General features: G+C 67.8%; 9 protein-coding genes. 6 read left to right on the forward strand and 3 right to left on the reverse strand.

The genetic code is table 11. From position 1 onward, the window contains the following. Nucleotides 1–289 precede the first annotated feature (289 nt). The 5 genes from WS89_RS02625 to WS89_RS02645 all read left to right on the forward strand — a co-directional run bounded on the left by WS89_RS02625 (nt 290) and on the right by WS89_RS02645 (nt 7,380). Nucleotides 290–706, forward strand: coding sequence for a DUF3995 domain-containing protein (locus tag WS89_RS02625; protein ID WP_059789713.1), 417 nt, complete (start codon nt 290–292; stop codon nt 704–706). 816 nt (nt 707–1,522) lie between these two features. Further along, nucleotides 1,523–2,263, forward strand: coding sequence for a gluconate 2-dehydrogenase subunit 3 family protein (locus WS89_RS02630; RefSeq protein ID WP_059500866.1), 741 nt, complete (start codon nt 1,523–1,525; stop codon nt 2,261–2,263). After that, nucleotides 2,263–4,041, forward strand: coding sequence for a GMC family oxidoreductase (locus WS89_RS02635; RefSeq protein ID WP_059500680.1), 1,779 nt, complete (start codon nt 2,263–2,265; stop codon nt 4,039–4,041). Before WS89_RS02630 ends, WS89_RS02635 begins: the two co-directional genes overlap by 1 nt. Beyond that, nucleotides 4,038–5,465 carry a c-type cytochrome gene (locus WS89_RS02640; protein ID WP_059789403.1) on the forward strand — a complete coding sequence of 476 codons (1,428 nt, stop codon included), beginning with the start codon at nt 4,038–4,040 and terminating at the stop codon, nt 5,463–5,465. Before WS89_RS02635 ends, WS89_RS02640 begins: the two co-directional genes overlap by 4 nt. A gap of 199 nt (nt 5,466–5,664) precedes the next feature. Next, a complete protein-coding gene (locus WS89_RS02645; protein ID WP_059789404.1) occupies nt 5,665–7,380 on the forward strand; it encodes a cation:proton antiporter domain-containing protein in 1,716 nt (571 codons plus the stop codon). A 105-nt stretch (nt 7,381–7,485) separates the two neighbouring features. On the opposite strand, the gene WS89_RS02650 is transcribed toward WS89_RS02645, so the two are convergent. Together WS89_RS02650 and WS89_RS02655 are read right to left on the reverse strand one after the other, a co-directional pair. Beyond that, nucleotides 7,486–9,375 (reverse strand): peptidoglycan D,D-transpeptidase FtsI family protein, encoded by a 1,890-nt coding sequence (locus WS89_RS02650; RefSeq protein WP_059789405.1) that lies wholly within the window; start codon nt 9,373–9,375, stop codon nt 7,486–7,488. Nucleotides 9,376–9,805: 430 nt separating this feature from the next. After that, entirely contained in the window at nt 9,806–10,153 is a 348-nt protein-coding gene (locus WS89_RS02655; protein ID WP_006483554.1) for a DUF3564 family protein, read from the reverse strand. Between the two features lie 649 nt (nt 10,154–10,802). Between WS89_RS02655 and WS89_RS02660 the strand changes: the two genes are divergently transcribed. Further along, on the forward strand, nt 10,803–12,014 hold the full coding sequence (locus WS89_RS02660; protein WP_059789406.1) for an SDR family oxidoreductase: 1,212 nt from the start codon (nt 10,803–10,805) through the stop codon (nt 12,012–12,014). Between the two features lie 55 nt (nt 12,015–12,069). Here the strand turns inward: WS89_RS02660 and hpaR are convergent, their stop codons facing one another. Then, nucleotides 12,070–12,510 (reverse strand): homoprotocatechuate degradation operon regulator HpaR, encoded by a 441-nt coding sequence (hpaR, locus tag WS89_RS02665; protein ID WP_027782888.1) that lies wholly within the window; start codon nt 12,508–12,510, stop codon nt 12,070–12,072. Between the last annotated feature and the right edge of the window lie 86 nt (nt 12,511–12,596).

Raw genomic sequence — 12,596 nt, forward strand, 5'->3', positions numbered from 1 at the left:
CCTCCATGGCCTTCGTTATCGTCGTCGTGCGGGCAGCCGCTCGCGTAGCGGCATGCCGCGCAGTACTGGAATAACAGGGTAGTTGTGCACGGAGGGAAGTCAAGCGGCCGGCCAGCGCGACGACGCATGCGCACTGCGACGCAACATGCGCGGCTATCGGTTGCGGCCGTTGCGACCCGACGTCGCAATGCGCGCGTGGCCGGGTTTCGGTATCGTCATGCGGGCGGGGCCGTGGGCCGGAGTGCTTTCGGCAAAACAACGAGACGACGAGACGAGGACCTTGATCGACATGACCGGTGCGTATTTCAGCGTGCCGATGCTTTGCGCCATCGCGTTCGTGCACGTCTACTGGGCGTTCGGCGGGCGGCTGGGCAAGCGCGCGGCCATTCCCGAGCACGACGGCGTACCGCTGTTGCGGCCGACTGCCGTCGGCACGCTCGCCGTCGCGGCGGCACTGCTGGGCGGCGCAGGCGTGGTCGCCGCGCGTGCCGGATGGCTCGGGCGCAACGCGTATCCCGGCACGATCGCGTTCGCGGTCGTTGCGCTCGCATTGATCTTCGCGGTGCGGGCCGTCGGCGATTTCCGTTACGTCGGCTTCTTCAAACGGATTCGCGGGTCGCGTTTCGCGCGGATGGACACGCTGTATTACTCGCCGCTGTGCGCGGCGCTGGCGTTGTCGATCGCGTCGATGTTCTGGCCGGGGTGAGGGGAAAGCCGCGCGCGATTCGGCACGCGTGCGTGTCGGTCGGTGCCAGGTATTCGGCCGGCACGGCATCGTGGGTATGCATAGGAGGGGGAACTACCGGAGCGCGGTCCAACTCGACATCGCCCTCCGAGCGGGCGTCGCCGGAAAGCGACACGCGGCCCTCGCAGCCCCCGCGGCCCTCACGCCTCTCACGTCCGGCACGTCCGGCACGTCCGGCACGTCCGGCACGTCCGGCACGTCCGGCACATCCGGCACATCCGGCACATCCGGCACATCCGGCACATCCGGCACATCCGGCACATCCCCCGCGCTCCGCTCGTTTGCCCGACCGGCGAAGGCGTCGCCATCTCGCCATCCTTGCACATTCAGTCTTGCAGCCTTCCCATTGTTGCTAATTTCGATGCACTGAATTGCATCGAACCCTCTAGTAATGGAACCGGTTCCATATATAATTCGCCGCACTCGTCGCCCGGCCGGAAAAGAGGGTCGTGCACGTTGCGCTTGCTGTCCGCGGACGCGACGTCTAAGTTGAACAAGGGTCGTGGGCGATGGCGGGTAGATGCAGGCCGATGCCGGTATTTGTCCGACGATAGGGCCCGCGAAGAGGTCGAACCGCGCAGCGCCGCCGGCGCCGGGGCGACGTGCGGCTGCGTTGACGGCACCGCCGCGGACTGCGTCGCCGGACGTCTGCATCGAGGTAGTGCGCAACACCGAAAGAACATGGCGACCGGCCGCCTGCGGCACGGCTGCCTGCCGGGCACGCGGCATGCGGCATGCGCGCGTCCGAACCCGATCCCCAACGATCAACATCCGACCATGTCCACGCCACCTGACAAACCCAATTCGCGTCGCCGTTTCCTGCGCACCTCGGTCGCGCTCGTGCCGATCGCGTCGGTCGCCGGCTGCGACCTGCGCTCGTCCTCGTCGTCCGCGACGACGGCCGGCAACGCGTCCACTGCGTCGGCCAGCGCCGAACGCGCGCCGTACAAGCCGACCTTTTTCGATGCGAAGGAATGGGCGTTCGTCCAGGCCGCCGTCGACCGGCTGATTCCTGCCGACGCCGAAGGCCCCGGCGCACTCGAAGCGGGCGTGCCCGAATTCATCGATCGCCAGATGGAGACGCCGTATGCGCACGGCGCGACGTGGTACATGCAGGGGCCGTTCCAGCAGGGCGTGCCCGAGCTCGGCTACCAGTTGAAGCTGGTGCCGCGCGACATCTACCGGCTCGGCATCGCGGCCGTCAACCGCTATTGCGAAAAGGCGCACGGCAAGGCGTTCGCGGATCTCGACGCGCCGACGCGCGACACGGTGCTCGGCGCGCTGGAGAAGGGCAGCGCACAGATCGACGACGTCCCGCCCGGCGTGTTCCTCGGCCAGTTGCTGCAGAACACGCGTGAAGGCTACTTCTGCGATCCGGTGCATGGCGGCAATCGCGACATGGCCGCGTGGAAGATGATCGGTTTCCCGGGCGCGCGCGCGGACTTCATGGATTTCGTCAACCAGAGCGGCAAGCCCTATCCGTATGGCCCCGTCTCGATCAACGGGGAGCGCAGCTGATGGCCGCAGATAAGAAGCCGCACGTCGATGCGGTGATCGTCGGCTTCGGCTGGACCGGCGCGATTCTCGCGAAGGAACTGACCGAAGCGGGCCTGAACGTCGTCGCGCTCGAGCGTGGCGAATACCGCGACACCTATCCGGACGGCGCGTACCCGAACACGATCGACGAGCTGACTTACAACATCCGCAAGAAGCTGTTCCTCGACCTGTCGAAGACGACCGTGTCGATCCGCCATGGCCTGCAGGACACCGCGCTGCCGTACCGCCAGCTCGCCGCGTTCCTGCCGGGCGAAGGCGTGGGCGGCGCGGGGCTGCACTGGTCGGGCGTGCACTTCCGGATCACGCCGGAAGAGCTGCGCCTGCGCAGCCACTATGAAGAGCGCTACGGCAAGAAATTCATCCCCGAAGGGATGACGATCCAGGATACGGGCGTCACGTACGACGAGCTCGAGCCGCATTTCGATTTCGCCGAGAAGGTGTTCGGCACGTCGGGGCAGGCGTACAAGGTCGGCGGCAAGGTGGTCGGCGACGGCAACGTGTTCGAGGCGAACCGCAGCGACAACTTCCCGCTGCCCGCGCAGCTCAATACGTATTCGGCGCAGCGCTTCTTCGATGCGGCGCACTCGCTCGGCCTGCATCCGTACCGGCTGCCGTCGGCGAACACGTCGGGGCCGTACACGAACCCGTACGGCGTGCAGATGGGCCCGTGCAACTTCTGCGGCTACTGCAGCGGCTACGCGTGCTACATGTACTCGAAGGCGTCGCCGAACCTGAACATCCTGCCGGCGCTGAAGCAGGCACCGAACTTCGAGCTGCGCTCGAAGTGCCACGTGCTGCGCGTCGACCTCGACGACACGAAGAAGCGCGCGACCGGCGTGACCTACGTCGATCCGGCCGGGCGTGAAGTGCACCAGCCGGCCGACCTCGTGATCGTGGCCGCGTTCCAGTATCACAACGTGCACCTGCTGCTGCTGTCGGGCATCGGCAAGCCGTACGACCCGGTGTCGGGCGAAGGCGTCGTGGGCCGCAATTTCGCGTACCAGAACCTGTCGACGATCAAGGCGTTCTTCGACAAGGATACCTACACGAATCCGTTCATCGGCGCGGGCGGCAACGGCGTCGCGGTGGACGACTTCAACGCGGACAACTTCGATCACGGCCCGCTCGGCTTCGTCGGCGGCTCGCCGCTGTGGGTGAACCAGGCCGGCGTGAAGCCGATCAGCGGCATTGCGACGCCGCCCGGCACGCCGCAGTGGGGCTCGGCGTGGAAGAAGGCGGTGAAGGACAACTACGCGCACACGATCTCGATGGACGCGCACGGCACCAACATGTCGTACCGCGACGTCTATCTCGACCTCGATCCGACCTATCGCGATTCGTACGGGCAGCCGCTGTTGCGGATGACGTTCGACTGGAAGGACAACGACATCAGGATGGCGCGGTACGTGACCGGGCAGATGAAGAAGATCGCGGAGGCCATGGGGCCGAAGGCGATCGGCGTGTCGACGCGCGAGTTCGGCAAGCACTTCGACTCGCGCCAGTACCAGACGACCCACCTCGTCGGCGGCGCGATCATGGGCACCGACCCGAAGACGAGCGTGCTGAACCGCTATCTGCAGTGCTGGGACGTGCACAACGTGTTCGTGATGGGCGCGTCCGCGCTGCCGCAGGGCATCGGCTACAACCCGACCGGGATCATCGCGGCGCTGGCCTACTGGTCGGCACGCGCGATCCGCGAGCAGTACCTGAAAAATCCCGCCCCGCTGGTGACCGCATGAAGAGGACGATGAACCACCACAACGCCGCGCGCCGCATTGCTCCGCTGCGGCGCGCGCTGGCGATCGGCGCGGCATGGGCGGCATTCGGTCTGCCAGGCGGCGCCGCGTTCGCGCAGCCGGCGTCCGCGCCGACCGCGGCTTCGGGCCCGGCGGCCGCACCGGCGGCGCTGTCCGCCGACGCGGCCCTCGTCAAGCGCGGCGAATACCTTGCTCGCGCCGGCGACTGCATCGCATGCCACACCGCGAGCGGCGGCAAGCCGTTCGCGGGCGGGCTGAAGTTCGACACCCCGATCGGCGGCATCTACTCGACGAACATCACGCCGGACCCGAAGACGGGCCTCGGCGGCTGGACCTACGAGGACTTCACCCGCGCGGTGCGCGAAGGCGTGCGCAAGAACGGCGACACGATGTATCCGGCGATGCCGTTCCCGTCGTATTCGCGGCTGACCGACGACGACATGAAGGCGCTGTACGCGTACTTCATGCACGGCGTCGCGCCCGTCGAGCACGAGAACCGCGCGGTCGACATCGTGTGGCCGCTGTCGATGCGCTGGCCGCTCGGCATCTGGCGCAAGATGTTCGCGCCGTCGCCGAAACCGTTCGACGCGGCGCCGTACACCGACCCGGTGGTCGCGCGCGGCGCGTATCTGGTGCAGGGGCTCGGCCACTGCGGCGCGTGTCATACGCCGCGCGCGCCGACGATGCAGGAGCGCGGGCTGACCGACGCGGACGGCCTCGACTTCCTGGCCGGCGGCGCGGCGATCGACGGCTGGGTGCCGACGAGCCTGCGCGGCGAGCCGCGCACGGGCCTCGGCACGTGGAACGAGGCCGAGATCGTGCAGTTCCTGAAGACCGGCCGCACGCTGCGTACGGCCGCATTCGGCGGGATGACGGACGTGGTCGGCCATAGCATGCAGCACATGACCGACGACGACCTGAACGCGATCGCGCGCTACCTGAAGACGTTGCCGCCGCGCGTGCAGGGCGAGCAGCCGCACGTGTACGACGCGGCCGCGGCGAAGGCGCTGCAGACCGGCGACGCGAGCAAGCCGGGCGCGGCCGTCTATCGCGACAACTGCATGGCCTGCCATCGCAGCGACGGCCACGGCTATACGCGCGTGTTCCCGGCGCTCGCCGGCAACCCGGTCGTGCAGGGCGACGATCCGACCTCGCTGATCCACGTCGTACTGGAAGGCAGCGCGCTGCAGGGCACGCGCACCGCGCCGTCGACCTTCACGATGCCGCCGTTCGGCTGGCGCCTGTCGGACCAGGAAGTCGCGGACGTGTCGAACTTCGTGCGCACGAGCTGGGGCAACACGGGCGCGCTGGTGACCGCCGCGCAGGTCGCGAAGGTGCGCAAGAGCGTGCCGTCGACGCGGCCCGAGCCGCCGCCGGGCGCGCGGTTCCCGCAAGCGTCGCGCTGACGGGCGCCAGCCCGCCGGCAGCCCGGCCCGCGCGACGTGCGGCCGGGCTTGCGACGCGTTTCCCCTGCGCAGGGGTTGCACCCCGCCAATACGCGCCGCCGCGTTGAAATTTTCGCGGCGGCGCGCCATTTTTCCGCTTCATCCCGTATCCTTTCACTCTTGAACCTTACTAAATCGTTACAAGAGCTTGGGAGGGGGGATGCCTCATGACGTCAGCCTGATTGCATTGCTCGCGGCCGGTTTCGGTCTCGCGATGATCTTCGGTTATCTCGCGTCGCTACTGAAAATGCCGCCGCTCGTCGGCTATCTGCTCGCGGGGATCGTGATCGGCCCCGGCACGCCCGGTTTCGTCGGCGACCTGTCGCTCGCGCAGCAGCTCGCCGAGGTCGGCGTGATGCTGCTGATGTTCGGCGTCGGTCTGCATTTTTCGCTCGGCGATCTGCTCGCGGTGCGCAAGATCGCGCTGCCGGGCGCCATCGTGCAGATCACCGTCGCGACGCTGCTCGGCGGCGGGCTCGCGCTCACCTGGGGCTGGAGCCTCGGTGCGGCGCTCGTGTTCGGGCTCGCGCTGTCGGTCGCGAGTACCGTCGTGCTATTGCGCGCACTCGAAGGGCGCGGGCTCGTCGAGACGGTCAACGGGCGTATCGCGGTGGGCTGGCTGGTCGTCGAGGATCTCGTGATGGTGCTCGTGCTGGTGCTGCTGCCGCCGGTGGCGGGGCTGCTCGGCGGCACGCCGCCCGGCGACGCGCATGCGGCCGGCGGCAGCGTGTGGGGCACGCTCGGCGTCACGATGCTGAAGGTCGCGGCGTTCATCGCGCTGATGCTGGTGGTCGGCAAGCGCGTGTTCCCGCGCATTCTTTGGCTCGTCGCGCGCACCGGCTCGCGCGAGCTGTTCACACTGTGCATGATTGCCGCGGCGGTCGGCATCGCGTTCGGCGCGGCGAAGCTGTTCGACGTGTCGTTCGCGCTCGGCGCGTTCTTCGCCGGGATGATGATGCGCGAGTCGGAATTCAGCCGGCGCGCGGCCGACGAGACGCTGCCGCTGCGCGACGCGTTCTCGGTGCTGTTCTTCATCTCGGTCGGCATGCTGTTCGACCCGAAGGTGCTGCTCGACGAGCCGCTGCACGTGATCGAGGTCGCGGCCATCGTGCTGATCGGCAAGACGCTCGCGGCCGTCGCGCTCGTGATCGCATTCCGCTATCCGCTGAACACGGCACTGACCGTGGGCGCCGGCCTCGCGCAGATCGGCGAATTCTCGTTCATCCTCGCAGGCCTCGGCCGTGCGCTCGGGCTGTTGTCGGCCGAAGGACAGAGCCTGATTCTCGCGGTCGCGCTGATCTCGATCGCGATGAACACGCTGCTGTTCGCGCTGATCGATCCGGCGCTCGCATGGATCCGCAAGCATTCGGCGTTCGCGCGCAAGCTCGAGGCGCGAGACGATCCGCTTGCCGCGCTGCCGATGTCGACGCCGCAGACGCATCTGACCGGGCAGGTCGTGATCGTCGGCTATGGCAAGGTCGGCACGCGGATCGCGCATGCGCTGGACGAGCGCGGCATCGCGTATGTCGTCGTCGAGCAGAATCGCGAACTCGTCGAGAAGCTGCGCGCGGACGGCATCGCGGCCGTGTCGGGCGACGCGATCGAGCCGATCGTGCTCGTGCAGGCGCATATCGCCCGCGCCGGGATGCTGGTCGTGACGCTGCCCGACGTGTTCGACGTGCGGCAGATCGTCGAGATCTCGCGCACGCTGAATCCGACGCTCGAGGTCGTGCTGTGCACGAACAGCGGCGACGAGGCCGCGCTGCTGTCGAGCGAGGGCGTCGGCACCGTGTTCATGGGCGAGACCGAGCTCGCGCGGGGGATGACCGAGCACGTGCTCGGGCGGATGGCGAAGCCGGCCGCGGCCGCGCATTGACGGCGCGCGGCCGCGATCGGCCCTGCGTGCGCCGGTCTCGGCGGTGCGTTCCTGGAGAGCGGGGTGGGACGGGGCGATGCGGACACGGCATCGCCCGTGGCGCCGTCAGCCGGCGGTAGCCGCCTTCGCGGGCGCGGGGAGCCCGGATTGCGCGGTCGTCTTGAGCGATGCCGACGGTTTCTGCGTGACGGTCGTCGCCGCCGCTTTCGGCGCCGCGACCGTCTTCTGCGGCGCGGCGGCCTTCGCCGGCGCATTCTTCTCCGGTTCGACCGGCGCATCGGGCGGCACGCCGAGCAACTGCAGCGAGCCGCTCGTGACCGACGCGAACACCGGGCCGGCCACCGTGCCGCCGTAGTAGCCCTTGCCGCGCGGCTCGTCGATCATCACCGCGACGATCAGGCGCGGGTCGCTCATCGGCGCCATCCCGGCGAACAGCGCGCGGTACTTGCCCTTCGCATAGGTCGCGCCGACCTGCTTGCGCGCGGTACCCGTCTTGCCGCCGATCCGGTAGCCGTCCACGCGTGCGCGGCGCCCCGTGCCGCCTTCACCCACCGCCATCTCGAGCATCGAGCGGATCGCGGCTGCCGTTTGCGGCGACGTCACGCGGTGGCCGCGATGCGCGTCGATCGTCTGCTGGTCGGTGCCGTTCTTCAGCAGCGACACCGGGTGCAGCGTGCCGTCGCCCGCATAGGCCGTGTAGGTCTGCGCGATCTGCAGCAGCGACATCGACAGCCCGTAGCCGTACGCCATCGTCGCCTGCTCGATCGGCCGCCAGCGCTTGTAGCCGCGCAGCCGGCCCGCTGCGACGCCCGGGAACGTCAGTTCCGGTGCGCGGCCGATCCCGTACTCCTGGTATTTGTTCCAGATCGTTTCGGCGGGCAGGTTCAGCGCCAGCTTTGCGAGCGCGACGTTGCTCGACTTCTGCAGCGCCTGCGCGACGGTCAGCGACCCGTGGTTCGACGTGTCGTGGATCACGGCCGGCCCGATTTTGTAGGTGCCCGGCGACGTGTTGATGATCGTGTTCGGCGTGACCTTGCGCTCGTCGATCGACAGCGCGACGACGAGCGGCTTGATCGTCGAGCCCGGTTCGAACGTGTCGATCACTGCGCGGTTGCGCAATTGCTGGCCGGTGAGGCGGGCGCGGTCGTTCGGGTCGAAGGTCGGATAGTTCGCGAGTGCGAGGATTTCGCCGTTCTTCGCGTCGAGCACGACGACGCTGCCGGCCAGCGCGTTGTTCTCGATCACGGCGGCCTTGAGCTGGCTGAATGCGAGTTGCTGGATGCGGCGGTCGATCGTCAGCTCGATCGTCGCGCCGTGCTGTGCGGGGACGAGCGGGCGCGTGTCCGACACGATGCGACCGAGCCGGTCGCGGATCACCTCGCGCTGGCCCGACGTGCCCTGCAGGCGTGCGTTCGCCGCGAGCTCGACCCCTTCCTGGCCCTTGTCCTCGACGTTCGTGAAGCCGACCACGTGCGCGGCCGATTCGCCTTCCGGGTAGAAGCGCTTCGAATCGGCGATCTGCGTGATGCCGTCGATTGCGAGCTTGTCGAGCCGGCTGGCGGTGTCCGCGTCGACCTGCCGCTTGAGCAGCACGAACGTCTTGTCGTTGCCGAGACGCCGCTTCACCTCGACGAGCGACATGTCGAGCAGCTTCGCGATCTGCGGGTAATCGGTGTCGGCGACCTGTTTCGGGTTCGCCCAGATTTCATAGGTAGCCAGGCTGACCGCGAGCATCGCGCCGTTGCGGTCGACGATGCGCCCGCGCATCGCGTCGAGCTCGATCGTGCGCTGATAGCGCTTCTGGCCCTGGCCGACGTAGAAATCCTGGTTGGCGACCTGCACCCAGAAAGCGCGCGCGATCAGCGCCGCGAACGCGAGGAACACGACCACCACGATCAACCGTGAGCGCCACATCGGCAGGCGCGAAGCGAGCATTGGATTCTTGGTCGCCGTCGCGTACGGATCGGCAGGGTGGGTCTTCTTTTTCACGCTCATGCAATGGCCGGGGTCGGGCCGCCGGACGGCGGCTGGTCAGTCTGAATAATGCGATTGTAATAAATGAGTAAACATCGTGTGGGGAAAGTATGTTCCGGCCCCGCAAAAAGGGGAATGGCAGGCGGTCTGGAAAAGGGAGAGGAGGAAGAGAAAGGGCGGAGCCGACGCAGGAGTTCCCACCGGGTGCGGGTGATGGAACACGAGACGATCCCTCGCATGCCAATCCGGGCGCACGGTTTCCAACTGACCCGATCTCGATCGCCCCCGGCGTACGATCAATTGCCCGCGCCCCGGTTATTTCTTTAATCCCGAAAATGAAAAGCGCCTCCAGTCGAGGCGCCATTCATGCTGAATATCGAAATGAATATTACTTCTACCGGAATAAACCCGAAAACCGCAGACGATTGACGTCAATAGTACTTGTCGATATCTATCGGGCAACGGAAATAAATTCCCGGTATTCCGGCTGGGTCGTGCAGGTATCGACAGCCTGCAGGCGCCACGCGCCGTCGGGGTGCTCGCCGGCGAGCACCGCGGGCCCCTGTTCGCGCCGCGTCGCATCGAACGACAGCCCCTTCAACTGACAGACGGCATTGCCGCTGTCGGCCGCACAGAGCGCCATCGCGCCCTCCACGTCGCGGACCTTGCCCCAGGTTGGAAGGTCGATGCCCTGGTGTGCCTCGCGCGACCACAGCCCTTCGTCGGTATCGACCCACAATACCGCGAACGAATGCCGGGTTGCCGATTCGCTGCCATTAATCCGAATGGTGAGGCGCATTGCATCGTCTCCTGAAAAAAATGACACATTCGACCGTTTGGACTTGAACAGTCTAGATAGACTGGTGTGAAACGCAAGTGATAATCCGCAATAAATCCGTATCGAGTCTATTTCGGTTTCAGATGAAACGACGTCTGACGATGCATGGTCTTCCCGATGCGCCAGCACACGCGGGCGATACCGGCAACGACGATGTCCGGGCGGGCACGCGCGGTGACCCAGACATGGGATGACAGGGCCGCCGGCCGCGTCGATCGGCCGCGCACCGGCCGCCGTCGAAACCGGCGCGAGCGACGCGCTGCGGGGTAGGTCGAATGCAGTCAGACCGAACCTCTCGGCGCGTCGACGCGGCGGCCGGCACGACACACTCCGACAATCGCGTACAAATCGGCACACTTTCACGAAACTTTCGGGACAGACTTGCATGCGGTCCGGCCCCACACTGGAAGCTTCCCGATCCTGTGCGACGGACGCCCGTCCGCGCCGGCTGCCGCCGCCTCGTGCCAGAGCGCGATCGACGCGATCGCTGGCCGCATGCCCGATCGGGAGCCGCCGGGGCGCGCGTCAGCCCCGGCCCGGCCAGTGAGCCGTGCGCCGCCCGCAACCGCGGGTGCCGCGCCGCCTGGCCGACTCTTCGAAGGAGACTATCGTGCTGATCTGGAAAACCGCGTTGTCGCTGAACTGGCGGACGAGCCTCGTGTCGCCGGCCAGCGCACCGGTCGCGGCGGCGAACGTCGGACGGCTGGTGCTGACCGGCGCGACCGGCTTCATCGGCAGTACCGTGCTGACGGCGCTCGTCAATGCAGGGCTGCTCGAACGCATCGTCTGCGTCGTGCGCGCGCAGGATCGCGGCCACGCGGTCGCGCGGCTGCGTGAAGCCGCGCTCCGCGCGGGGCTCGCGCCGTACTGGGCGTCGCGCCTGACCGATGCGAACGTGATCGTCGGCGCGCTCGGCGACGTCTGGCACGGCGCCGATGCGCCGCGCCTGGCCGGCGCGACACACGTGATTCACTGCGCGGGCCATGCGTCGCCGGCCGACGGCGCGCACCTGCAGGCCGACATCGCCGATGCGGTGCGCTTCGCCGAACGCTTTGCGCGCGCGCCGCGCCTGCAGCGCTTCGTCTACGTCGGCACGGCCTACGCGCATGCCGGCCGTGGCGGGATCGTCCAGGAGGAGGCGGAACGCGACGCGGGGAACGATGCCGCGCCGGGCGGCGAAGGCCTGCCGGGCGCGGTGCTCGCGGCCGGCTACCTGCACGCGAAGGCGGAGACGGAGCAGCGCCTGCGTGCGCTCGGGCTGCCGCTCGTCGTCGTGCGGCCGTCGCACGTGGTCGGCCACACGGTGCTCGGTACGCGGCCCGCGCCGAATTCGTTCTGGATGTTCCGGCTCGCGCATGCGGCGCGCCGCTTCACCGCGCGGCCGATGACGCGCATCGACATCGTGTCGGTGGACGACGTCGCGCGCGCGACGATGCTGCTGGCCGTCAAGCCGACGCTCGCGCACGACGTCTATCACGTGTCGGCCGGCGACGAGGCGCCGCAGGTCGCGCAGATCGTGCGCGCGATGGACGAGGCGGCGGGGATGACCGGGGCGCCGCGCTACGCGGCATGCGCGCCGGCCGAACTGCCGCTCGTCGTGCGCGACGTGCTCGGGCGCCGCGATCCGGCACTCGAGCGCGTGATCGGCCGGGCGTTGCAGCGCTGCGGGGAATTCGCGACGGTCGATCGCGTGTTCGACAATCGCCGTGTGCGCGACGAAATCGATTTCGAGCCGTTGCCGTTCATCGATTACGTCGAAGAGTGCATGCGCACGTCGCGCGGCGTGGCCGTAACCGAGCTGATGCGCGGCGCGATCCACTGACCGCCCGCGTCGTACCGGCGCCCGTTCCCGCACGTGGCGGGCGCGGGCGCCGCCTTTACGCGTGGCTGCCGAGCTCGATGAGCCGGTCGAGCGCCCGGTAGATATCCTCGAGGCCGTCCTGGCCGAATCGCGATTCGAGCTGACGATATTGCTCGTCGATGCGCGGACCGATTTCCGTCACCAGTTTCCTGCTTTGCGGCGTCAGGCTGACCAGCAGCCGGCGCTGATCCTCCTGCGCGCGCATACGCGTGATCAGGCCGTCGCGCTCCATCCGTTCCAGCACGCCGGTCAGGCTCGGGCTCAGGATGCAGCAGCGTTTCGCGATCTGCCCGGCTTCGAGCGCCTGCGCCGGTTCGCCGTCGAGCACGCGGATGATCCGCCATTGCTGTTCGGTCAGCGAGAATTCCTTGAGAATGGGGCGAAACAGGCCCATCAGCGTTTCGCGGGCCTCGAGCAGCAGCATGGCCAGGTTGCGATGGTCGAGCGTACGGTTCATCAGGGTGAGCAGAGGACGGGGACGCATCAATCTTAACAGCCGAAGCTGATGAATTTCGTGTATCAGGGTAATCGAGGTTGCCAGCG

It is taken from the genome of Burkholderia sp. MSMB1072, assembly GCF_001524725.1.
GTDB lineage: Bacteria > Pseudomonadota > Gammaproteobacteria > Burkholderiales > Burkholderiaceae > Burkholderia.

What these genes read in the sequence shown, in the direction of transcription:
- WS89_RS02640 (WP_059789403.1), top strand. Translation starts at nt 4,038, where the DNA reads ATGAAGAGGACGATGAACCACCACAACGCCGCGCGCCGCATTGCTCCG.
- WS89_RS02650 (WP_059789405.1), bottom strand. Translation starts at nt 9,375, where the DNA reads ATGAGCGTGAAAAAGAAGACCCACCCTGCCGATCCGTACGCGACGGCG.
- WS89_RS02625 (WP_059789713.1), top strand. Translation starts at nt 290, where the DNA reads ATGACCGGTGCGTATTTCAGCGTGCCGATGCTTTGCGCCATCGCGTTC.
- WS89_RS02630 (WP_059500866.1), top strand. Translation starts at nt 1,523, where the DNA reads ATGTCCACGCCACCTGACAAACCCAATTCGCGTCGCCGTTTCCTGCGC.
- hpaR (WP_027782888.1), bottom strand. Translation starts at nt 12,510, where the DNA reads ATGAACCGTACGCTCGACCATCGCAACCTGGCCATGCTGCTGCTCGAG.
- WS89_RS02645 (WP_059789404.1), top strand. Translation starts at nt 5,665, where the DNA reads ATGCCTCATGACGTCAGCCTGATTGCATTGCTCGCGGCCGGTTTCGGT.
- WS89_RS02635 (WP_059500680.1), top strand. Translation starts at nt 2,263, where the DNA reads ATGGCCGCAGATAAGAAGCCGCACGTCGATGCGGTGATCGTCGGCTTC.
- WS89_RS02655 (WP_006483554.1), bottom strand. Translation starts at nt 10,153, where the DNA reads ATGCGCCTCACCATTCGGATTAATGGCAGCGAATCGGCAACCCGGCAT.